The sequence below is a fragment of the Actinomadura sp. KC345 genome (assembly GCF_004348515.1).
Lineage (GTDB): Bacteria > Actinomycetota > Actinomycetes > Streptosporangiales > Streptosporangiaceae > Spirillospora.
In genome coordinates, this window is the sequence record NZ_SMKH01000039.1 from 14140 (window position 1) to 38198 (window position 24059).

11 protein-coding genes are annotated in these 24059 nt (G+C 75.5%); 4 read left to right on the plus strand and 7 right to left on the minus strand.

Annotation, left to right across the window (positions count from 1 at the left end; all coding sequences use genetic code 11):
• Positions 1-28 precede the first annotated feature (28 nt).
• Positions 29-784: a class I SAM-dependent methyltransferase gene (locus E1281_RS09560; protein ID WP_131876919.1), complete on the plus strand. Its 756-nt coding sequence runs from the start codon at positions 29-31 to the stop codon at positions 782-784.
• Between the two features lie 32 nt (positions 785-816).
• Here the strand turns inward: E1281_RS09560 and E1281_RS09565 are convergent, their stop codons facing one another.
• A complete protein-coding gene (locus E1281_RS09565) occupies positions 817-1575 on the minus strand; it encodes an alpha/beta fold hydrolase (protein ID WP_243716748.1) in 759 nt (252 codons plus the stop codon).
• Positions 1576-1626: 51 nt separating this feature from the next.
• On the opposite strand from E1281_RS09565, the gene E1281_RS09570 reads away from it, so the two are divergent.
• On the plus strand, positions 1627-2553 hold the full coding sequence (locus E1281_RS09570; RefSeq protein WP_131876920.1) for an NAD(P)/FAD-dependent oxidoreductase: 927 nt from the start codon (positions 1627-1629) through the stop codon (positions 2551-2553).
• A 73-nt stretch (positions 2554-2626) separates the two neighbouring features.
• Here the strand turns inward: E1281_RS09570 and E1281_RS09575 are convergent, their stop codons facing one another.
• Genes E1281_RS09575 through E1281_RS09600 form a run of 6 tightly spaced genes read right to left on the minus strand, consistent with a single transcriptional unit; the run spans position 2627 to position 20326 of the window.
• Positions 2627-5164 (minus strand): methyltransferase, encoded by a 2538-nt coding sequence (locus E1281_RS09575; protein ID WP_131876921.1) that lies wholly within the window; start codon positions 5162-5164, stop codon positions 2627-2629.
• Positions 5151-7382: an ATP-binding cassette domain-containing protein gene (locus E1281_RS09580; RefSeq protein WP_243716749.1), complete on the minus strand. Its 2232-nt coding sequence runs from the start codon at positions 7380-7382 to the stop codon at positions 5151-5153. Before E1281_RS09580 ends, E1281_RS09575 begins: the two co-directional genes overlap by 14 nt.
• Positions 7379-8350 (minus strand): ABC transporter permease, encoded by a 972-nt coding sequence (locus tag E1281_RS09585; protein ID WP_243716751.1) that lies wholly within the window; start codon positions 8348-8350, stop codon positions 7379-7381. Before E1281_RS09585 ends, E1281_RS09580 begins: the two co-directional genes overlap by 4 nt.
• 5 nt (positions 8351-8355) lie before the next feature.
• Entirely contained in the window at positions 8356-9867 is a 1512-nt protein-coding gene (locus E1281_RS09590) for an ABC transporter substrate-binding protein (protein WP_131876922.1), read from the minus strand.
• Positions 9868-9911: 44 nt separating this feature from the next.
• Positions 9912-16445, minus strand: coding sequence for a type I polyketide synthase (locus E1281_RS09595; protein ID WP_131876923.1), 6534 nt, complete (start codon positions 16443-16445; stop codon positions 9912-9914).
• A complete protein-coding gene (locus tag E1281_RS09600; protein ID WP_131876924.1) occupies positions 16442-20326 on the minus strand; it encodes a non-ribosomal peptide synthetase in 3885 nt (1294 codons plus the stop codon). Before E1281_RS09600 ends, E1281_RS09595 begins: the two co-directional genes overlap by 4 nt.
• 442 nt (positions 20327-20768) lie before the next feature.
• Between E1281_RS09600 and E1281_RS09610 the strand changes: the two genes are divergently transcribed.
• Together E1281_RS09610 and E1281_RS09615 are read left to right on the plus strand one after the other, a co-directional pair.
• Complete coding sequence (locus E1281_RS09610; RefSeq protein ID WP_131876926.1) at positions 20769-22361, plus strand: BBE domain-containing protein; 1593 nt, start codon at positions 20769-20771, stop codon at positions 22359-22361.
• A gap of 272 nt (positions 22362-22633) precedes the next feature.
• The gene (locus tag E1281_RS09615) at positions 22634-24001 is read left to right on the plus strand and encodes an IS1380 family transposase (RefSeq protein WP_131876927.1); all 1368 of its coding nucleotides are present in this window, start codon (positions 22634-22636) and stop codon (positions 23999-24001) included.
• Positions 24002-24059: the final 58 nt, after the last annotated feature.

Sequence of the window (24059 nt, forward strand, 5' to 3'; positions counted from 1 at the left end):
ACGATCCACGCGAAGAAAGGTGCCGACCATGACCGATACCGCCGCCGGCGAGACCGCACGGGCGGAACGGGGGGAGGGGTACGCGGTCAACGCCCCGTACTACGACCTGATCATTCCCCGCGACCATTGGAACGCGGTCGCCGCCGCGCTGGCCGACGTTCTCCACGAGGCCCGGACGGTCGCCGAGATCGGCGCCGGGACCGGCTTCTTCACGCTGGCGATGCTGGACGCGCTCGGTCCCGGCACCGAGATCTTCGCGATCGAGCCCGCCCGGATCATGCGCACCGGCCTGGTCGCCCGGCTCTCCGCGCTCGGGCCGGACGACGCGTCCCGGGTCACCGTGCTGCCCGAGGACGCGCTGGCAGCCGACCCGGGGACGCCGCTGGACGCCGTCGTCCTGCTCAACTGCGTCATGCACTTCGCCCCGGACGAGCGGGAGCGGCTGTGGCGGCGGTGGGCCGAGCGGCTGCGCCCCGGGGGGCTGCTGGTCGTGGAGGCGCAGTATCCCCAGCGCGCCGAGGACGTCCCGGCCTCCGTCGTTCCCGGCGCCTCGCTGGGCCGGTACAGGTACGAGACGCACTCGCGCGCCGAGGCCGTCGGCGACGGCGTGGTCCGCTGGATCAACACCTACCGCACCCTGGCGGGAGACGGGCTCGTCCGCGAGGAGACCGCCGAGTTCGACTGCCATGTCATCTCCGACGAGACCCTGTACGCCGAGCTGGCGGCCGCCGGGCTGGAACCCGCCCCCACCGCGCCGACCGGCCTGCACGTCTGGCGCCGCTGACCTCCGGTGGCCGCTGGATGCACATGACGAGGTCAGTGGGCGTGCCCGGCCAGGATCTGCCGCAGCGCCGCCAGCACGGCCGCCCGCTGCGGAACCAGGTAGAAGTGGTCTCCGGGGAAGACCCGCGCCTCGGTCCGAGCGCGCGTCGCCCGCCGCCAGCCGAGCGACTCGGCCGGGGTGAGGTCGGGGTCCCGGTCGCCGAGGAACACCGTGACCGGGCAGTCGAGCGGCGGCAGCGGCCGTGCCCGGTAGGTCTCGATGATCCGGTAGTCGGCCCGGACGTACCCGAAGATCATCGCCCGGAGCCCCGGATCGCGCAGCACCTCGGGCGGCGTGCCGCCCAGCCGTGCCAGCTCGGCGCGCAGGCCGTCGTCGTCCCGGCGGTGCACGTCGCCGCCGCGCTCGTCGTGCGGCGCCTCCCGCGCGGACGCCACCAGGTGCGCCGGCGGGCGGGTGCCCCGGGCCCGGAGCCGCTGGGCGACCTCGTAGGCGACGGTGGCGCCCATGCTGTGGCCGAACAGCGCGTACGGGCGGCCGGTGAAGGGCGCGATCTCGGCGGTGAGAGCGTCCGCCAGCCCGTCCATGTCCGGGGGCACCGGCTCCGCCGCCCGATCCTCGCGGCCGGGGTACTGGACCGCGACCGGCTCGACCGCCGCGGGCAGCCCCGCGGCCCAGCCGGAGTAGGCGCCGGCCCCTCCGCCGCCGTGCGGGAAGCAGAACAGCCGCAGCGCGGCGTCCGGACGCGGGGCGATCCGGCGCAGGGCGCCGCCGCCTTCCTCACGCACCTTCACCCACTTCCTTTCAGTCCTTTCAGCTCGAACCGACACCGACTGGAGACAGAGATGCACGACGTGATCGTGATCGGCGGCGGTCCCGCCGGACTCAGCGCCGCCCTCGTGTTCGGACGCCAGCGCCGCAGGGTGCTGGTCGTCGACGGCGGGCGGGTCCGCAACGCGCCCGCTTCGGAGATGCACATGTACCTGAGCCGGGACGGCTTCCCGCCGTCCCGGCTGCTGGAGATCGGCCGGGAGGAACTGGCCGCCTACCCGTCGGTGGAGGTACGCCCGGGAACCGTCCTGGCGGCTCGTGGCGCCAAGGGCGACTTCACCGTCGAGCTGGCCGACGGGACGTCCGAGCGGGCCCGGCGGCTGGTGCTGGCCACCGGGCAGGTGGACGAGCCGTACGACATCCCCGGACTGGAGGAGCGGTTCGGCCGGAGCGTCTTCCACTGCCCGTTCTGCCACGGCTGGGAGACCAGCGGGAAGACGCTGGCCGTCGTCACCACCGTCCCGCAGGAGGCGATGCTCGCCCTGTACGTCGCCGACCGCTTCAGCGACGACGTCGTCCTGTGCACGCACGGCCCGCTCGACCTCCCCGAGGAGATCGCCGGGCGCGTCGCCAAGCGCGGCGTCGAGGTGATCTCCGAGCCGATCAGCGAGATCACCGGGGACGAGGACGACCTGCGCCTGCACTTCGCGGACGGCCGGGTGCTGGAGCGCCAGGCGATCTACCACCGGGCTCCCACCCGGCAGCACTCCGAACTGGCGGCGCGGCTGGGCTGCGAGATCCTCGGCGACGGCACCGTGCGCGTCAACGAGCTGCAGGAGACGACCGTGCCGGGCGTCGCCGCGGCCGGGGACAGCGCCAAGCTCCCGGCGGTGCCCGACGCCGCCACGCTGGTCTCGCTCGGCGCGGCCGACGGCGTGCGCGCCGCGCTGTGGATGGACGGCGACCTCTTCCGCTCCGACCTGGAGGAATCGGGGATCTGACGGCGGCCCCGCACCGGTGGCCGGGTCCGCGCACCCGGCCACCGGCGTCCCGCGCGTCCGGCCGGGCCGGACGTCATCGGGGCTCACGGCGGGCCACGAACAGGTGCAGCCCCGCGGCCGCGAGCGGATGGTCGTCGGCGGGAAGCCGGAACCAGGGCCGCAGCCCGGCCCGGCCCATCAGCTCCTCCCATGCGGCGGCGGGCAGGAAGACGCGGTCCTCGGCCGCACGCGGATCGTCCGGGTCGAGCCGCTCGGCACCGGGCGCGGCCGACATGAGGAACTGCATCGAGGCCAGGATCGCCGGGAGTTCGCGCACGGTCTCCACGAACACCAGAAGCCCGCCCGGCGCGAGCAGCCGTCCGAGGCCGGTGAGCATGTCCGGGGCGTGGCGGGCGTTGTGCAGGACGTTCGCCGCCAGCAGGACGTCGAGCGAACCGGGGTCCACCCCCTGCTCCCCGAGGCGGCCGTTGACGTCGAACGCGGCGAAGCGCACGCCGGGCCGGTCGCCGAAGCGTTCGCGGCCCAGGCCGAGGAAATAGCGCGAGACATCGGTGAACAGGTAGTCGATCTCCGCACCGGACAGGGCGGCCAGCGCCTCGGTGGTGGTGCCGCCGACTCCCGCGCCGAGTTCCAGCACCCGCAGCGGGCCGCCGTGCGCCCGTTCGCGGGACGCCCACCGCAGCACCTCGCCGACCCCGGCGTTGAGGTACCGGTTCACGCCGTTCTCGCGGTACGCCCCGTCGGCGGCGGTGGCGCCGTCCCCGCCGAACAGCAACTGCTGCACCTGGACCTCGTCGCGGAGCAGCTCCGGAAGGCGCGCCAGCGCGGACAGGATGAACGCCGTCGTCTCCGCCGGGTATCCGGCCCGCTCGCCCTCCCCGGCCAGGGCACGGCCCGCGGTGGCGACCTGCCGACGGGTCACGTGCAGCAGCCGCCCGTAGCGTTCCGGGCCGGTCCGCGACAGGTGTCCCGCGCGGACCAGCGCGGCGAGCCAGCGTCGCAGGATCCAGCGGTGGCGCGCGGCGACGCGGAGGCGGCCGCCGAGGTCCTCCGCCGTGAACCCGTTCCCCTGCGCGGCGGCCGCGGGGCGCAGCGCGGCGCACATCGCCAGGAGGGCGACCTCGTCGAGCCTCCGCAGGAACGCCGTCAGCGCGGCCGCGTCCGCCCCCGCCGCGTCCGCGGCCCGCGCGGCCCGCTCAGGCAGCCCCGCTTCCGCGCCGCCGGTCTCCGCGCCGCCGGTCTCCGTGCCGCCGGTCTCCATGCCGTCCGTTCGCTCGACGACGACCGTCGCGTGCACTCCGGCCCTGCGCAGGACCGTCCCCGCGACCTCGGTGAGGCGGCGGTCGACGAAGGCCGCGAACGGCTCGTGCGCGCGACCCGCCGCCGCATGCGGGGCCGGATCCGGTGCGATCTCCGCCACGGGAACGGCGGCCGATGCGGCGGGGGACACCACCGCCAGGCTCGCCGGATCGTGCGGGTCGGCGACGACCGCGGCGTTCGCCCCGGCGATGTCGCGGAGCCGGGCGGCGGTCACCGCGCCCGGCCGGCCGGACAGCGGCGCGGACGCGATGCCGTGCACCCGTACCGGGCCCCGCCCGAGCAGGGCGGTCAGCGCGGCCGTGCGGTCGGCGGGAAGATCGTCCCAGTTCACTGGGTGGGGCGGGGGCGGCGCGGGCGCGTCCACGCGCAGGATCGCGTCGAACCGGTAGCGGGTGAGCTCGGTGTCGGCGCGCATGGTCTTGGGGTGCACGCTCATCCGGATCCGCCGACCCGTCTCCGCGCCGATCCGCGCGGCCAGGCCCGCCAGCAGCGGTGGATCGAAGAGGAACTCGGCCTCGCGCCGGGCGCGTGCCGCGGCTCGCCGGTCCAGCTCGTCCGGGGGCGTCCCCGGCGCCGAGGTCTCCTCGATCCACCGGCAGAACGCGGGCAGCAGCCGGACGTCCCGTACATCGCCGACGAGGATCGTCCCGCCCGGGGCGGCGCGTTCGACGGCGGCGCGCAGGACGGTCTCCAGATACGCCGCGTTCGGGAAGCACTGGGTCACCGAGTTCAGCACGACGAAGTCGGGCCGGGCCCCGGGGAACCGGAGGCGCTCCAGCGCCGCGCGGACCTCCGGGGAGCCCGGCTGGTGCGCGGCGGCCCGGACGAACGCGGTGCGGGGGCTCGCCCCGGCCTCCAGCCGGTCCACCGCCGCCCTGGCCACGTCGGTGCCCACGTATCCCTCTACGTGGTCGTGGAGCCGGTGCATGAGCAGGCCGGTTCCGCAGCCCAGCTCCAGGACGTGGCGCGGCCGGTGGGCGAGGATCAGCTCGACCGTGTGCGCGACCCATGCGCGCATGTGGTCCGAGGGGAACGGCTCCGCGGTGTCGGAGGCGCGCCAGCCGGACAGGTCGAGGTCGTCGGCGTGCCGCCCCTCGGCCTTGCCGTACGTCCAGTCGTAGACCTCGCCCCAGTGGTCGAGGAACTCCTCGACGAGCGCGCCCGGGGCGGGCCGGACGGCGAGGGCGGACGGGTCCGGGCGGACGCGCACGGTCCGGCCGGCGGCATCGGGCCGGGCGGTCTCGATCCAGGGATGCGATTCGAGCAGGGCGCGGACATCAGGCGCGGTCATCGTGCTCCATTCGGGACGGCGTGCGTGCGTGGGGGGTGCGTGCGTCGAGGGTGCGTTCGTGCAGGCGCAGGACGCGGTCCGCGCCGCGGGCGACGGCGGCGTCGTGGGTCACCAGCAGCACGGCCAGGCCCCCCGCCCGCAGGTCGGCCAGGAGCCGCAGGACGCCGGAGGCGGACGCCGCGTCCAGCGCGGAGGTGATCTCGTCGGCGAGCAGCAGCACCGGACGGGCGGCCAGCGCGCGGGCGATCGCGACGCGCTGGCGCTGTCCGCCCGACAGCTCGCCGGGCCTCCGCCCGGCCAGCGCCGGATCGAGCCCCACCGTGCGGAGCAGGTCCGGGACCTCGTCGCGGGCGCGGGCGCGAGTGGCTCCGGACGTCCGGGCCAGGGCGCGGGCCAGGGCGGTTCCCACGCGGTGGGCCGGGTTCAGGGCTCCGGCCGGGTCCTGGGCGACGAACTGCACCGCGCGGAGCGCCTCGCGGTCCCGATCGCCCAGCCGCCAGGGCAGGGGACGGCCGAGCAGGAGGGCCCGCCCGGCCTCGGGCGGATGCAGGCCCGCCAGCGCGCGCAGCAGCGTGGTCTTGCCGCACCCTGACTGGCCGGTGACGGCGACCAGCTCTCCCCGCGCTAGGTGCAGCTCTCCGCCGTCCAGGAGGAGGCCGGACTTGCGGCGAAGCACGAGCCCTCCGGCCTCCAGCACCGGTTCACCGGTGGGTCCCGCGCCGCCCGCGGCCGGGACGGGCTCGGCGGCCGGGGGACCCAGCTCGTGCACCCGGTCGGCGACACGGGCGGCGAAGGCGCGGTCGTGGGAGATGACGACGGTGACCGCGCCGCCGCCGCGCCGCCGCGCGAGCGCCCGCTCGACGAGGGCGAGGGCCGCCGCGTCGAGCCCGCTGGTCGGCTCGTCCAGGACGAGCAGCGCCGGATCGCCGAGGAGCGCGCGGGCGAGGGCGACCCGCTGGGCCTGGCCGCCGGAGAGCCGGTGGGCCCGCCTGGTCCACAGGCGCCCGGTGTCCAGGCCGAGCGAGGTCAGCAGGGCCCGCGCGTCCGCCTCCGGGAGCCGGCGTCCGTCGAGGACGGCCCTGCCGACGGTCAGCAGCGGGTCGAGCGTTCCCGCCGGATCCTGGTCGACGAGCGCGACGTGCGCCCGCCGCCAGCGCCGTGCGGCCCGGCCGCGGGGCACCGGCTCACCGAGCCAGCGGACGTCGCCGCCGGTCTGCCGGAGCCCCGGCGGCAGCAGGCCGAGGACGGCGCGTATGACGGTCGTCTTGCCGCCGCCGGACGGGCCGGTGAGCGCGACCACCTCGCCGGGCCGGACGTGCAGCGACACCGTGCCGATGACGGAGTCGCCACCTGCTGTTTCGACGGCGAGCCCGTCCACCGACAGCCCGCCGGCCGGGTCCCCGGGACGGGAGTCGCCTGCGCGGTGGCCGGAACGCGCCGGCCGTCCGGCCGCGCGCCGCGGGACGCCCCCGGCCGACAACGCGGCGGTCACCGCCAGCAGGGCCAGCGCGCCTGCGGGCGCGGCCAGGGCCGCCGGGTTGAGAGGCACGCCGGGGAGGTTCTGCCTGAGCATCACGCCCCAGTCGGGCGACTGCGGCCCCGGGCCGAAGCCGAGCGCGGCGAACGCGGTGGAGATCTGGAGCGCCATGACGAACCGCATGACCAGGTCGGCCGTCGCCGCGCCCGCGATCGACGGGAGAACCTCGCGGGCCAGCACGGCGGGCACCCGTTCGCCGCGCCCGAGGGCGGCCTCGACGTAGCCGGAACCGCGCGCGTTCCGGACCAGGTCGCCGGTCATCCGCAGGCCGAGCGGCGCGCCGCCGCAGATCGTCGCGGCGGCGACGGCCGCGCCCGGCGGCAGCGCCACCGCCAGCACCAGCGCCAGCAGCAGGAACGGCACGGCCAGCAGCAGGTCCGCCGCGCCCGTCAGGAGCCGGCCGGGCCGCCCGTCCGACCATCCGGCCGCCAGCCCGCCCGCCGTGCCGATCGCGGCGGCGGCCAGGGCCGCCACGAGGGCCGCGAGCGTGAGGTCCCGGCCGCCCGCCAGCAGCCGCGACAGGACGTCGCGCCCGGCGTCGTCGGTCCCGAGCGGCGCTCCGGGGCCGGGCGGCTCCCACGGCGCGCCGATCGAGGCGGACGGGTCGTGCGGCGCGAGCGCCTCCCCGAACAGCACGACGCCCACCAGCGCGGTTGTCCAGAAGACGAGCACCGCCCTCATCGGGCGTCCCCGGTCCCGGTCACGGCGGCCAGCGCGTCGGCGAGCAGCAGGCCGCCGAGCACGGTCGCCGCCGCCAGCATCGCCACCGCCTGCACGACGGGCGTGTCCCGGGTGCCGACCGAGCCGACGAGCAGCTCGCCGAGCCCGGCGTACCCGAAGACCGTCTCGACCACGGCGGTGGACGCCAGCAGCCCGCCGGCCACCAGCGCCAGGACCCGGGCGGCGGGGGCGGCGAGATGCGGCAGGACGTGCCGGACCGCCACCCGCCCGCGGGGCACCCCGCGCGCCACGGCGGCGGTCACGTGCGGGCGGTGCAGCGTGTCCGCGACCCCTCCGCCGAGGAGCACCGCGCCGTAGGCCGCGGCCGGGACGGCGAGGGCCAGCGCGGGCAGCACGAGGATCTCGGGGGCGTCCAGCGGCGAGCCGGCCGCGGGCAGCAGCGACACCGGGGGCAGCAGGCGCAGCAGCCCGGAGAACACGACGGCGAGCGCCGCCGCGACCACGATCTGCGGAACCGCCGCGACCCCGGTGATCAGCCCGCCCACCGGCCCGGCGGCCCGGGACCCGTGGTGCGCCGCCGTCCCGGCGAGCCAGGCGAGCACCAGCAGGAGCGGCACCGCCACGGCCAGCGCGCCTCCCGCCAGCGCCAGCGTGGCGGGCAGGCGCTCGGCCACGATCGCGCTCACCGGGCGCCCCGTCACCAGCGAGCGCCCGGCGTCGCCGCGCAGCAGCCCGCCGGCCCAGCTCCCGTAGCGCTTCCAGGCGGGCCGGTCCAGGCCGAGCTCGGCGCGCAGCGCCGCCTCCTGGGCGGCCGAGGCCCGCCCGCCGGAGCGTGCCTGCGCCGCGTCCGACGGAAGGAGTTCGGTGGCCCCGAACACCGCCACCGACACCAGGAACAGCGCCGCCGCCGGCCGCGCGGCGAACCGCCACACGAACCGCCGCCCCCGCCCGTTCGGTGTTCCGGTCACCGCGCTCAAGAGGTGAGCCGGGTCCGCTCGATGAAGCTGCTCTCGAAACCGGGACCGGTCGGCAGGTCCGCGACCCGGGAGGAGGTGAGGTCGAGCCCGTCGCCGGTGGCCCAGACGACATAGCCGCCCTCGTCCCGGACCTCCCGCTGGAGCTCGCCGAGCGCGGACTTGCGGCGTCCGGCGTCGGCGGTCGCGAGGGCCTCGGTGAACCCCTCGTCCCATTCGGGGCGCTTCCAGGCGGTCTCGTTGGTGGGCGCGTCACCGAGCAGCGACACCCGGGCCACGTCCAGGAACGGGATACCGCCGAAGTAGCCGGTGTAGAAGTCGCGCTTGGCGAACACCTCGGTCCAGTAGGTGTCCGGCGGTTCGTTGACGACCTTCACCGTGATGCCTGCGGGCTTGAGCTGCCGGGCGAACAGGGTGGCGGCGGTGTCCATTCCGGGGTAGGAGGTGGTCGTGGCCAGGGTGAGGTCCAGTCCGTCCCCGTGGCCGGCCTCCCGCAGCAGATCCTTGGCTTTGGCCACGTCACGGGTGCGCCGCGGTATCCCGGCCGGGCTGGTGGGGTCGGCGGGAGTGAGCAGGTCGTTGCCGACCTTGCCGTAGCCGAGGAAGACCTTGTCCAGCAGTTCCTTCCGGTCGGCGGCCAGCTTGACCGCCTCGCGCACGCGGGGGTCGTCGAACGGCTCGCGGTCCAGCCGCATCACGAACGGGTACATGACGACGCCCGGCCGGCGAACGACCTTCGCCGCGCCGCCGTCCTGGGCCCGCCGGGCGGTGGCCGGGCTGACGCTGGAGGCGACGTCGGCCTGGCCGGACAGGACGGCCTGCGCGCGGGCCTGTGGGTCGATCACGGCGCGGACCTCGATGCGCTCGGTCGGCGGCCGGCCGCCCCACCACCCGTCCTTTCGCTCCAGCACCGCGTTCTGGAGGCTGCCGCCCGCCATCGTGTACGGCCCGGACCCGGCGGGCGGCTTGTCGAAGTTCGTCGTGCCCTCCGGGACCACGAACGTGATCGACTCCAAGGCCCGGGGCACCTCCGCGTACGGCGCGGTGGTCTTCAGTTCCAGCGTGTGGCCGTCGACGACCTTGGACGCGGCGACGTCGAACATCGTGAAGCGGCCGAAGTTCTCCGCGGACTTGGCGTGGATGCGCCGCAGCGAGAACAGGACGTCGGCGGCGCGCACCGGGCGGCCGTCGCCGAACGCGGCGTCGGTCCGCAGCTTGACCGTCCAGGTGGTCAGGTCCTCGTCGGGGGTGATCGAGGAGGCCAGCCGCAGTTCGGTGGTGCCGTCCGCGCGGGGCTTGGCCAGCACGTCGTACAGCAGCGCGAACCGGACCAGGTCGGACTGGTTCGGGATGCCGCCGTGCGGGTCGTGGGTCGCGGCCGCGGGAGCGCCGACGGTGACGTAGCGCAGCGTCCCGCCCGAGGCGGAGGCGGAGTCGCCGCCGCACGCGGACAGGGGGGTCATGGCCAGGCCGAGCGCGAGCCCGCCGGCCGTGGCGCGGAAACGATTCATCGGTCGTGGGATCCGTTCTTCTCGAGAGGACCGGGCGGTCGGGCTCAGGGGCGGCGCAGGGCGCGGCCGACCAGGGCGGCCAGTTCGGGCAGCGCGGGCGGGCGCAGCAGGCCGTAGTGGTCGGCGCCGAGGCCGCGGACGTCGAGGGGGCCGGCCAGGTGCCGTCCCCAGCCGAGGTCGGGGAGGCCGGGCGGGGTGTCGTCCACGCCCATGCCGATGCCGGAGTTGCGGTCGGCCGGGCGGTCGGCCCGCACCAGCAGCGTCCGGACGCGCGCGTCGCCGATCCGGCCGGGCGTGTGCGCGGCCAGTCCGCGCAGGTGCCGGGCGAACACCGCGATCCGGTCCCGGACGTCGTCGCGGCGGCCGAGCAGCCGGTGGCCGCGCAGGCGGCGCGACACCTCGGCGTACCTGTCGTCCGGGGCCAGCGCGCGGAGGCCAGCCCGCTCCTCCTCCGTTCCGGCGCCGAGGTCGATGCCGCCGAACGCCTCATAGGCCGCCAGGAGCCGGACCGCCGCCTCGGCCTCGGCCGCGTCCGGGGTGGGCGCCTCGATGGGGGTGATGTAGGTCGGGTCGTTGGCGTCGAACATCAGCAGGGTCTCGACGTGCTGCCCGTCCTCGGCCAGGAGCCGCGCCACCTCCTGCCCCAGGCTTCCGCCCATCGACCAGCCGCCCAGCGCGTACGGCCCGCCGGAGCGCTGCCGGAGGGCGGCCGTGTAGGCGCGGGCCAGGCCGGTGAGATCGCCGGGCGCGGTGTCGCCGAGCAGGCCCGGATCGGTGACGGCGACGACGGAGTACGCCTCGTCGATCAGCCCGGACAGCTCCACGTAGCACATGACGTCGCCGCCGGAGGGGTGCAGCAGGTAGAGCGTGCGGTCGCCGGTGCCGTCCCGCAGCGGGACGAGCACGTTGTCGTTGACGGCCGCGGTGCCGGTGGCCGGTTGTCCGGTGGCCGGTTGTCCGGCGGTCGGCTCGTCCCACGCGGTGGGGTCGGTGGCCAGGGTCCGCACCCGGACCGCGTACGCCGTGAACGCCCGGTCCACCTCGTCGGCGGGCAGGAGCCCGTCGACGGCGTCCCATTGCAGCAGCAGTTCGCCGCGCTGGACGAGCACCTGGTGGTCGAGCCAGACCTGGGGGGTCTGGCTCAGGGCGTGCACCTGCTCGCCGACCCACTGAAGGTCGGGTTCACCGCCCACCAGGTCCTCCAGCCCGAGCGCGCTGGTGAACACCACGGGGACCGAGCCGACCTCCCCGGTCCGGGAGGCGCGTTCGGACAGCAGGTCCAGGGCCGAGTACGCGCGGTGGTCCAGGTCGGCGAAGAGGCGCCGGTGGACGGCCCGGACCCGGTCGGCGAACGTGCCGGGTTCCCGGCGGTCCACCTCGTGGATCAGCAGCGAGGTGAAGTCGCCGACGACCGAGTCGACGCCGGGGTGGATCGGCGGCCGGTCGAACAGGGTGAGCGTCAGCGCGAAGTGCGCGCCGCCCGACCAGTCCGCCAGCGTCTCGGCGTACGCGGCCAGCAGCACGGCGGTCGGCGTCGTACCGCGCCGGGCGGCCTCGGCGCGCAGGCCCTCCCATTCCGCGGGTCCGAGCCGGGCGGTGCGGCGCACGAACACCGGAGCCCCGTCCAGGGCGCGCACCGGCAGCGGCGGCGGCCCGGGGAGGGTGCCGAGCCGCTCCCGCCAGTACCCGGCGGCCTCCTTCCACGCCGCGCCGCCCCGCTCGGCCTCCAGCGTCCGGGCGCAGTCGGCGAAGTCGACGCCGATCTCCGGGAGCGGTGCGTCCGGGTCCAGGTAGAGGCGGCGGACCTCGCGGTCGATGATCCAGTAGCTGCCCGCGTCGCATACCAGCACGTCCACGCCGATGAAGAGGCGGACGCGACCGTCCGGCAGCCGCGCCGCCTCGACGTGCACCGGCGGCCAGCGGTCCGACGGGCCCGGATCGCGCGACAGCCGGGCGCGCAGCCGGGCCAGCCGCGCCTCCCGGCCGTTCTCGTCCAGGCCGGTCAGGTCGTGCACGCGGATCCGGTACGGCGGCACGCGGTCGAGCGTCTTCAGCCGTCCCCGCGGAGTGGTGACGGTGCGGAGCATCGGATGGCGGTCGATCACCGCGCGCCAGGCGTTCTCGTACCGGCCGACGTCCAGGTCCGGGCAGTCGTACTCCAGATAGAAGTGGCAGGCGATGTCGCCGAGCGCGTACCCGCCGCCGCGGCCGACCCAGTAGGCGTGCTGGACGCGGGTCATCGGGAACGTGCCGTCGTCCTCGGGTTCCGCGGGCACCGTCCCGCCGCCCGTCTCGGACGCGCGGGAGCCGCCGGGCGCCGCCCCGGCCGCGGCGAGGCCCTCGGCGAGAGCGCCGAGGGTGGGGCGCGCGAGCAGGTCCCGCAGCCGGAGTTCGGCGCCGAAGACGCGGCGCAGCGCGTCCAGCATCCGGGTCGCCAGCAGCGAGTGGCCGCCGAGGGCGAAGAAGTCGGCGTCCGGCGAGGTCACCGGGACGCCGAGCAGATCCGACCAGACGCCGGCCACCGCGCGCTGGTCGGCGGTCAGCCCGGCGCCGTCGTCGCCGGACTCGCCCGGCGCGGCCGGCGCGGTGTAGGCGGCGGTGGCGGCGCGTTCGCGCAGGTCGGTGGTCGAGACCGCCACCACCGGGGGTGTGCCGGGTCCGCCGGCCGCCAGGACGCGGTCGAGGGCGGCCATGCCGGTCGGGGCGTCCAGCGCGAACGCGAGCCGCACCTGGCGCTCGCCGCCCATCGGGCCGACCTTCCAGGCGTCCCAGACGGCGCTGACCCAGCGCGTCCCGCCGGGCGGTCCCGCCGCCGACGACTCGGCCAGCGCGTCGAGGTAGCGGTTGGCGGCGCAGTAGGGGCCCATGCCGATGCCGCCGAGCAGCGTGCCCGCCGACGACATCAGGACCACGGTCGCCGGGCGCCGGTCCGGCGGCAGCGCGTCGACGGCGGCGCGCAGGGCGAGGGCGCCTTCGATCTTCGCCGTGACATGCCCCGTGACGTGCTCGGCGGTGACATTGCGCAGCGGTTGCAGGTCGGCGGACGCGACCACGCCTGCGGCGTGCACGACCAGCTCGACCGGGGCATTCCCGGCCAGTTCCGCCATGAGGTCCGCGGTGGCCGCCGCGTCGGCCGCGTCCACCTGCCGGACCTCGATGTCCAGGCCCTCATCGGCCAGCATCCGCAGCCAGGCGGCCCGGTCGCCGTCCGTCGGCGGGTCGCTCCGGGAGGTGACCACCACGCGCAGGCCCCGGCGGGCCAGGTGCGCGGCGGTGGTGAGGCCGACATCCCCGAGCCCGCCCGTGATGAGCGCGACGTGGCCGTGCCGGAGCGGCGTCCCGTCCGGGTCCGCGGGCCTCCACGGCCGCAACTCGCGCGTCCGGCGGACGCCGCCGCGCACGGCCGTCTCGACGCCGGACTCACGTCCGCCCGTCAGATCGGCCAGCTCGTCCAGCAGGGAGCCCGCCTCGTCGGCGTGCTCGTCCAGGTCGAGCGTCCGCCATCGCAGGCCGGGCTGCTCTTGGGCGAGGACGCGCGGCAGCGCCAGCGCGGCCGCCGCCGCGGGGTCGGGCCGGTCGGCGCCCTCGACGCGCTGGGCCCCGCGGGTGGCCAGGAGCAGGAAGGCGGGCGGAGCCTCCGCGTCCGCGATGATCCGGGCGATGCGGGCGTGGCGGAGCACGTCCCCGGTCACGCCTTCCGCGCCTCCGGCGAGGACGATCGCACCGGTCCACTCCGCGGGGCCCTGGTCCGGCGCCTCCTCCTCGCCGGTCAGGACGGTGGCCCGTGCGCCCGCCCGCGCGAGTGCGGCGGCGAGCCGCTCCGTCGCGGCACCGGCGGGTCCGGCGACGAGCCACCGGCCGTCCAGGACGCGGTGCGCCGGGAGCGGAGCGGTCTGGCGCCACACGGGGATCTGGAGGGGGTCGGTCGCATCGGGCGCCTCGCCGTCGCCGGAATCCGCAAGGCGGCGCGGCGGGTCGATCCAGTAGCGGCGCCGCTGGAACGCGTATCCGGGCGCGGCCACCCTGCGGCGTCCCGGCCGGTGCATCGCGGCGAAGTCCACCTCCACGCCGTGAGCCCAGAGCAGACCGGCGGCGGCGTGCGCGGCCGCGAGGTCGTCGCCGCCGGACTCCGCGGCCAGCGCGGGGACGGCGGCCAGCAGCGGCTCCAGCCGGTGGGCGCGAGAGAGCGCGGCCAGGGCCGCACCTGGCCCCACCTGCACCAGCACGGCGGGGCCGGCGGGCCGCCCGTCCTCGACGGCCGCGCGCACCGCGTCGGAGAAGCGCACCGGCTGCCGCAGCTGGCGCACCCAGTGCTCGGCCGTGCCGAGCTCCGCGCTCACCTCCCGCCCGGTCACCGTGCTGATCGTCCGGATCGCCGGGGCCCGTCCGCTGAGCCCGGCGGCGGCGGACCGCATCGCGGGCAGCGCCCCGTCGATCAGGCGCGAGTGGGCGGCACCGTCGAACCGGAGCCGGGACGGTTCCAGCCCGGACGCGCGAAGCTCGCCCTCCAGGGCCGCCACCGGGGCGCGGGGGCCGGACACCACGCACGCGTCCGGGGCGTTGACGACCGCCAGGTCGACGTCCGGATGCCGGCCGAGCAGCTCCCGCGCCGCCTCCTCGCCCAGCGGGACGGCCAGCATCGCGCCGTCCCCGGCGGCCTCGGCCATCGCCGTCGAGCGGGCGGCGATGAGCCGGGCGGCGTCCTCGGGACGCAGGGCGCCGCCGGCGACGGCCGCGGTGTACTCGCCGAGGCTGTGCCCCAGCACCGTGTCCGGGACGACGCCCCACGACTCCAGCAGCCGCGCGGTGGCCAGCGACACCGCGTACAGCGCGGGAAGCCCGTGGACCGGGCCGTGGGCGCGCCCCGCGTCCCCGGCCCGCACGATCTCGCGGATGTCGAGCCCGAGGAGGTCGCCGAACAGCTCGGCGCACTCGTCCACGCAGGCCGCGAAGACCGGCTCGGCGTCGTAGAGCGCCGCGCCCATGCCGGGCCTGGCGCTGCCGCCGCCCGGGAAGGCGAACACCAGCCGTGGCGCGGACGCCACGGGGCCGCTCGGCACCGCCGCGGCGAGTTCCTCGTACGACCCGGCCGACAGCCGGTACGGCAGGTGCTCCCGTCCGGCCTGCAACGTGTGCGCCAGGTCGGCGCGGTCGTACCCGCCGTCCCCGAGGGCGCGGGCGGCGAGCGTCCCGGCGGCCTCGCGGAGCGCGGCGGGCTCCCGCGCCGACAGCACGATCGGGTGCGGGCGCGGGTCCGGTGGAGCGGGCGCCTGCTCGGGTGGCGGACCCACGATCACGTGGGCGTTGGTGCCGCCGATGCCGAACGAGCTGATCCCGGCCAGCGGCGGGCCGTCCCAGGGCCGCGTCTCCGCCACCACGTCGAACGGGGACCCGGCGAGCCCCAGCAGCTCGTTGACCGGACGCGCGTGCAGGGAGGCGGGCAGTGTCCGCTCCTGTACCGCGAGGACGGTCTTGATGAAGGAGGCGATCCCGGCGGCGGCGTTCGCGTGCCCGATGTTGGACTTGACCGAGCCCAGCCCGCACCACGCAGGGCCGGTCTCCCCGAACACCGTGCGCAGTGCCGCGACCTCGATGGGGTCGCCGATCCGGGTCGCGGTGCCGTGCGCCTCCACGTACCCGACCTGCCGGGGCTCGACTCCGGCGACCGCCTGCGCTTCGGCGAGCACCCGGGCCTGTCCCCGCAGGGACGGCGCGGTGAACCCCGCCTTGGCCGCCCCGTCGTTGTTCACCGCCGTTCCGTGTACGACCGCGAGGACGGGATCGCCGTCCTCCAGGGCGTCCCGGAGGCGCCGCAGTACGACGACGCCCGCGCCTTGGCTGTAGACGATCCCGGTCCCCTCGGCGGAGAACGCCCGGACGTGCCCGTCGGCCGAGTAGATGCCGTCGGGGGTGGACAGGTAGCCGCGGCCCTGCGGGACGATCAGCGACACCCCGCCCGCCAGTGCCGTGTCGGACTCGCCCGACAGCAGCGACTGGACCGCCACGTGCACGGCCACCAGCGAGGTGGAGCAGGTGGTGTTGACGGCCATCGCCGGGCCGGTGAGGCCCAGCCGGTAGGCGGTCTGCAAGGGGAGGTAGTCGGTCTGCGTGGCGATCGCCGCCTGGAGGCTGCCCGCCGGATCGGCGCCGCCGCCCGTCGGGTCCCACCGGTCCCACAGGTTCGAGGCCAGGTAGGAACTCTGCGCCGCGCCCGCGAACACGCCGACCGCTCCCGCGCTCCGCCCGCCGCCGTGCCCCGCCTGCTCCAGCGCCTGCCAGGCGCACTCCAGGAAGAGGCGGTGCTGCGGGTCGAGCAGTGCCGCCTCGGCGCCGGTGAGCCCGAACGGAGCGGGGTCGAACAGGTCCTGTCCGTCGATCAGCCCGGCGACCGGGACGTAGGCCGGGGCGCGGCGCAGCGCGCGGGGCACCCCGCGCTCGGCGAGCTGCCCGTCGGTGAGGCGGGAGAGCCCCTCGCGCCCCTCGGTGAGCAGCCACCAGAACGCGTCGGCGTCCGGCGCGCCCGGGAACCGGCAGGCCAGCCCGGTCACGGCGACGGCGGTGTCCGCGTCGGTGCTCATCGGGCGACCTCCGCGGCCCGCCGGCGGGCCTGGCGCCGGCCGTCCGCGCGCCGCTCCGCCGTACCGGACGGCTCGGGCGGCGGTGCGGACTCCGCGGGCGCCTGTGCGGCACCCGTCCGTCCGGCGATCCACGCCGCCAGCTCCCGCACCGTCGGCCGGGTGAACAGGTCCACCACCGACAGGTCCGGGTGGAGCCGTTCCACGAGCCGGGCATGGGCCCGCACGAGCGTCAGCGACGTGGCCCCCAGCCGGAGGAACGGCGTGTCGACGGCCACGGGAGCGCCACCGAGCAGGTCGCCGAGCGTCTGCGCGATGACCGCTTCGATCTCCGGATCGGGCGGCGGCTCCGATCCGGGGGCGTGGACCGCCACCGGCGTCGCGGTGACCGGTTCGGACGCGGGCGGCGGCTCGGGCGCGGGCACGGAGCCGGGGACGACGTTCAGCTCGATCAGCCCGTCCATCGGAAGCCGCTGCTGGAGGGAGAGTCCGCGCCGTTCCGCCTCCTCGGCCATGCGCGCGGCCCATTCGCCCGCGGCGGCCAGCGCGGGCACGGGAGCCAGCACGCCGCCGGAGACGCGCACCGCCACGTCCAAGCCCTGCTCCGCGGCCTGGCCGAGCAGGGCGGCGAGATCGCCGCCCGCCGGAGGCGGTACGGAGCCGGCCGGCGGAGGTACGGGGGCCCGCGGAGGGACGGGGGCCCGCCCGGCCGCCGGTGCTTCCCCGGCGGTCCGGCGGTAGGGGTTGGGCAGCGCCTTGTAATCGATCTTCCCGTTGTCGGTGACCGGGAACTCCTCCAGCCACAGCACGCGGCTGGGCACCATGTAGTCCGGCACCCGCTCACGCAGATGGACGATGAGCGCCTCGTCCGACGGACGTTCCCCGTCCCCGGCCGCCGCCAGGTACGCGACCAGGCGCGGCCGGTCGTCGGGACCGCGCACCGACAGCGCCACCGACTGGCGCACGCCCGGCGCGCGGTTGAGCGCCGACTCCACCTCGCCCAGCTCGATGCGGTGCCCGCGGATCTTCACCTGCCGGTCGAGCCGCCCCAGGAACTCGATGTTGCCGTCGGCGCGCCACCGTCCCAGGTCACCGGTCTTGTACAGGCGGCGCCGCAGCACCGGGTGGGTGACGAACCGCTCGTTCGTCTGCTCCTCGTCGCCGATGTAGCCGCGCGCCAGGCCGTCGCCCCCGATGTGCAGCTCGCCGACCTCGCCGACCGCGCAGGGCCCGCCCCGCTCGTCCAGGATGTGGAAGGACTGGCCGCGCAGCGCGCGTCCGTACGGGACGCTCGGCCACTCTGCGGGGACCTCGCCGATCGGGTAGCAGATCGACCAGATCGACCCCTCCGTGGCGCCGCCGAGGCTCACCAGCGTCGCGTCCGGCGCGAGCACTCGGATCCGGTCCGGCAGCGTCACCGGGATCCAGTCGGCCGACAGGAACACCAGCCGCAGCGGAGCCAGCACCGTCCGGGCGCGCTCCGGCTCGATCTCGGCGTACTCGACCAGCATCTCCATCAGCGCGGGGGCGGTGTTCCAGACCGTGACGCGGTGCCGCTCCATCAGGTCGAGCCAGTGCCCCGGATCGCGCTGCCGCCCTGGATCGGGCAGCACCAGCCCGGCGCCGGTGCCCATGACGCCGAAGATGTCGTGCACCGACAGGTCGAAGCTGAACGCCGACAGGCCGAGCACCCGGTCGTCCGGCCCGACCGGGAAGCGGTCGACCAGGTCGTCGATGGTCGTGCGGGCCGCGCGGTGCTCGATGGCCACGCCCTTGGGACGCCCGGTGGACCCGGAGGTGAAGATGACGTACGCCAGCTCGTCGGACATCGCGCCACGCGGCTCCCTCTCGCCGCCCCCGAGCGAGCCGCCCTCCGGCAGCCGGTGCACCCGCACGCCCGCGGGCCAGGAGACGTCCGAGGACTCCGGCACCACGGCCCGGCGCACGCCGGCCTGCTCGCACACCGACGCGATCCGCGCGGCCGGCCAGGACGGCTCGACGGGCACGTAGCCCGCGCCGCTCGCGCCGACCCCGAGCAGCGTCGTGACCTGCTCGATCCCCTTGTCGAACGCGACCGCGACCAGGTCTCCAGGACCGGTGCCCGCCGCTGCCAGCTCTCGGCCGATCAGGCGCGCCCGCCCGGCGAGCTCGGCGTGTGTCACCTGCCGCGCACCGTCCAGCAGCGCCGCCTTCCCCGGATGCTCCTCCGCCGCGCGGCGCAGCGGATCGTCCAGCAGCGGACCGGCGTCCCCGAACGGGCGGCATTCCAGGGGTTCGTCCCGCAGGAACGTGGGGTCCCAGCCGAGGCACGGATCGGTCCACACGCCGGGGTCGCCGGCGAGCCGGCGCAGCAACCGCAGGTGCGCGTCGCGCATCCCGGCCACGTGGCCCTCGCCGAACGCGCCGTCCGCCGCGTCCCAGGCGATGCGCAGCCGACCGCCCTCGTCGTGGACGATGTGGTCCAGCGCGACCTGCGGTGTCTGCGAGACGCCGAAGACCTCCTCACCCAGCCAGCCGGCGGGCGGCCGGCCGGGATCCGACAGGCCCAGCCCGCTGGTGAAGACGACCGGGTGGGACGGCGTCAGGTCCGTGGCCCCCGCCTCGCGCAGCACCTCGACTCCGGACACCGACCGGTGGTCCATGTCGGTCCAGAACCGCCGGTTCACCCGGTCCGCGAACCCGGCGAACGCCTCGGCGCGCTCCGGCCGGGGCACCTCGACCAGGATCGTCGACGTGAAATCGCCGACCAGACGCTCCAGCTCAGGATCGTCGGGCCGGTCGAACAGGGTGGTGTTCAGGCTGAACGGAGCCGCGGCGCCCCACCGCTGGAGCACGAGGCCGAACGCGGCCAGCAGCACGCCGGTCGGGCTCAGGCCGTGTCCGGCGGCGCGCTCGCGCAGGGCCCGCCACTCGCCGGCATCGAGTTCGGCCGGCTCCCGGGAGAACCGGTGGCCGTGCAGCTCCGCCAGGTCGGTCGCCCACGGCAGGCGGGGCCCCGGTGGCAGATCGCGGCCCGCCCAGTACTCCCGGTCCCGCTCGCGTCGCGGATCGCCGGCGCGCCGCCGCATCGCCTCGGCGAACGTCAGGGAGGCACCGGGGAGCCCGGCCTCCGGGTCGTCGACGAGCTCGCCCCACTCGGCGAGGATCTGCATCCAACCCGCCAGATCGAGCGCCAGCACGTCGATGCCCAGGAACACCCTGGTGCGCCCGTCCGGCAGGAAGGCCGCGCGCACGTCGAACAACGGCCACCGGGCGGGATCGCGGACCTGGTGCGAGCACTCGTGGCGCATCCGCTCCAGGACGGCGCTCGCGTCCGCCGCGTCCCGCAGATCGGTGACGGCGATCTCGTAGCGCCCGACCTCGGGCAGCACACGCTGCCGCCCCTCGGCGTCCACGGTCATCCGCAGCATCGGATGGTGCGCCACCAGCCGGTTCCACGCCCCTTCGAGCCGGGCGAGGTCCTCCTCCGGCGCGGCATCGGCCGGCCGGCGGTCGTACTCGCGGTAGTAGAACGTGGCCACCCCGCCCAGCGGGAACGCCGGATTCCGGCCGATCCAGTACGCGGTCTGCAGCGGCGTGAGCGGGAACGCCTCCCCATCGCCGCTCGGCCCGGCCGTGGCGGGCCGGTCCCCTGCGGCCTCGTCCTCGAAGGCGCCCGCCCGGCCGGCGACGCTCCGCACCGTGGCGTCCCCGAGGAACGCCTGGAGCGGCAGGTCGAGCCCCAGGTCGCGCAGCCGCCGCCGCAGCCGGACGGCGGTGAAGGACTCCAGCCCCAGAACGGTCAGCGGGGTGTCGGGATCGACGGGGACGTCGATCCCGAGGACTTCGGCGACCATCGCGCCCACGTCATCGACGATCGCGGGCGGGGGCAGCACGTCACGCATGGGTCTCCCAAAGCAGGACAGGTACGAACCGTCCGATAATGATTATCACAACCGTTTTCGGGTGTCACCAGCCGGTCCCGGTCCCGGTCCCGGCCCCGGCCGCGGACGGCCGGCCCGCTCGCGGCGTCCTGGTCGCCCCGCGCTCCCGGGGCCTGGAATCGACGCTCCAACAGGCCCCGTATTCGCCCGCTTTATCGGTGCTCTGTGTATGGAGTGACAATCTCCAATATGTGTGTTTCGTGTAGTTTTTCCAATCTCCCGAGTTAGGTTCGCACGGCGGCCGGTAATGCCTTTGCGTCGTCCTCGATCGGTGAATTCCGCGTTGTGCTGACGCATCATTGGACCTGTTCATGGCACCGGCGAGATCCGTTCCCGCATCGAACCGCCGCGCTCGCTGGGCGCCTGCCCGAAACCGATTCCAGATCAAGGGAGACATTCGCGCATGAGCACGCCTTCAGCCCAGCGGCCCGCCATTACCGTCAAGCCCGCCGACGTCCGCTACCCGGCGCTGAGCCGCGGCTTCAACCAGCGCTGGATCGCCGCCCCGGAGTACGTGCGGATGGTGACCACGCCGCAGGGCGTGGCCGCCGCGCTGTCGGAGGCGGTCAACCAGCCGGCCGCCGATCCGGCGCGCACCCGCGTCACCGTCCGGTCCGGCGGCCACTGCTACGAGGACTTCGTCTGCGGCGACGACGTGCGGGTGATCCTGGACGTCAGCCCCATGTGCGGCATGTACTACGACGCCGCCATGGAGGCGTGGTGCGTGGAGGCCGGGGCCACCAACTGGCACGTCTACAGCCACCTGTTCCCCCGCTCAGGCCGCGCCCTTCCGGCGGGGTCGTGCTACTCGGTGGGGCTGGGCGGCCACATCACCGGCGGCGGGTACGGACTGCTGTCGCGGCAGGCCGGGCTCACCGTGGACTACCTGTACGCCGTCGAGGTCGCCGTCGTCACCGAGCGCCGCACCGTGGACCTGGTGGTGGCCACGCGCGACGACCCCGACCCCGACCGCCGGGACCTGTGGTGGGCGCACACCGGCGGCGGCGGAGGCAACTTCGGCGTGGTCACCCGGTTCTGGTTCCGCGACCTTCCCACCCCGCCCCGCCACGTGCTGCTCACCGCCCGCTCATGGGACTGGAAGGGCTTCACCCAGGAGCAGTTCACGCACCTGGTCAGCGCCTACGGCGAGTACTTCGCCGCCCACCAGGACCCCGGCACCGCGGCCGGACGGCTGTTCACCCTGCTGACCCTCACCCACAGCAACGGGGGCCGGAACCAGATCGGCCTGGTCGCCCAGGTCGACGCCGAAAGCGACGATCCCGACGAGGACGAGGGCGCCGCCGCGATGCTCGGGTTCCTCGAAGCGGTCGACGGCCCGAAGACCGGCGCGTCCAAGCCGATGGCGTGGTCGGCGGCCGAGCACGGCCCCATCCAGGACGCCTGGCATCCACGGCTGATGCCCTGGCTCACGGCCACCCAGGCGCTCAACGGCTCGGGACAGAACCGCTGCGGCAAGTACAAGTCCGCCTACCTGCGCCGCCCCTTCTCGCCCCGCCAGATCGAGGCGATGTGGGACTACCTCGGCAACAACGCCCACCAGGACTACGACAACCCCGAGGCGGTCATCCAGATCGACTCCTACGGCTCGGCCGTCAACCGTCCGCCCCGCGACACCGCCGTGCCGCAGCGCGACTCGATCCTGAAGATGCAGTACCAGGTCTACTGGAGGCGGCCGAGCGACGCCGATCCCGGCCATCCCGAACGGCACCTGGCCTGGATCCGCGACACCTACCAGGCCACCTTCGCCGACACCGGCGGCGTCCCCGTCATCGGCGGCCGCACCGACGGCTGCTACATCAACTACCCCGACCTCGACCTGAACGACCCCGAGTGGAACACGTCCGCCCAGCCCTGGTCCCAGCTCTACTACAAGGACGCCTACCCCCGGCTGCGGCGCGTCAAGGCCCGCTGGGACCCCCTGAACGTCTTCCGCCACGGCCAGTCCGTCGAGCCGGATCCCGACATGGGCGACTGACCTCGACGCACAACCGAGCCCCCACCGGCCCCTTCCACACCCGGCCGGAAGGCTCCGGACCGGGTGCCGCAACGGGGTGCCCGCGTACCGCTGGTCACCGTCCTCACCGCGACCGCCCCCTCCGAGGCGAGAGCCGGCCATGCGACGCTAACCTCCCGCTTTCATGGCGGGTTGATTCCGACTGGCCGTTGACATGAGAAAAGTGCTCCTGAACTGGGAGGATAGGGCTTGCTGAAGGTCCTGTCCGCACCAAGTTCTGGAGCACTTTCCAAGTGAAGACTACCGGCCGCAAGGCCAAGATCGTGGTGTCTGGGGACGGTGCGGGGATCGCCTCCCAGGCGGGTGGGCTGCTGTTGATCGAGACGCTGCGGGTGACGGGCCTGGACCAGGGCTTGTCACGGGCGCTGTCGCGGTGGCGGACGGCTCGGGCGGTGCATGATCCGGGGAACATCGTTGCGGACCTGGCGGTGACGCTGGCGCTGGGCGGAGACTGCCTGGCCGACATGGCGGTGCTGCGGTCCTCGCCGGAGTTGTTCGGGCCGGTGGCCTCCGATCCGACGGTGTCGCGGCTGGTCAAGGCCCTGGCCGAGGCCGGGCCGACGGCGTTGCGGGCAATCCGCCGGGCCCGGGCGGCGGCACGCGAGCGGGCCTGGGCGCTGGCCGGTGATCGTGCTCCGGGCGCCGATGGCGGGCTGATCCCGGTGGACCTGGACGCGACCATCGTGATCGCGCACTCTGACAAGGACCAGGCCGCCCCGACGTGGAAACGCACCTTCGGGTTCCACCCGATGTGCGCGTTCATCGACCACGGCCCCGGCGGGACCGGTGAGGCCGCCGCCCTGGTACTGCGCCCCGGCAACGCCGGATCCAACACCGCCGCCGATCACATCGCCGCAGGCCGTCTGGCCCTCAACCAGATCCCGTCCCGCCTGCACAAACAGGTTCTGATCCGGACCGATTCAGGTGGCGGCACCCACGAATTCCTGGACTGGGTCACCGCCCGCCGGGTCAAGTACTCGATCGGGTGGGGCCTCACCGACGACATCTGCGCCGCCATCCTCGCCCTACCCGAGCAGGTGTGGCAGTGCGCCTACGACGCCGACCGCCGGCCCCGCCCCGGCGCGTGGGTGGCCGAGCTGACCGGGATGCTCGACCTGACGGGCTGGCCCAAAGGCATGCGCGTCATCGTCCGCCGCGAACGCCCCCACCCCGGCGCCCAGCTGCGGTTCACCGACCTCGACGGGCACCGCTTCACGTGCTTTGTCACCGGCACCCGGCACGGGCAGCTCGCCGACCTGGAACTACGCCACCGCCGCCGCGCCCGCTGCGAAGACCGCATCCGCTGCGCCAAGGACACCGGCCTGCGCAACCTGCCCCTGCACAGCGCCGCCGCCAACCAAATCTGGCTGGAGGTGGTCGCACTGGCCTCGGAACTGACCGCCTGGGCCCAGATGCTCGCCCTGACCGGACATCCGGCCCGCATCTGGGAACCCAAACGCCTGCGGCTGCGGATCTTCTCGGCCGCCGGACGCCTGGTCCGCGGCGGCAGACGACTCAGACTCCGGCTCAGCAACCGCTGGCCCTGGACCGACCTGATCACCACCGCGATCACCCGGCTGCAGATGCTACCCGCACCCTGACCAAGGACAAGCCGCCCCACCAACCCCGGAAAGGAGACCACCAGGGCCCGTGGAACCC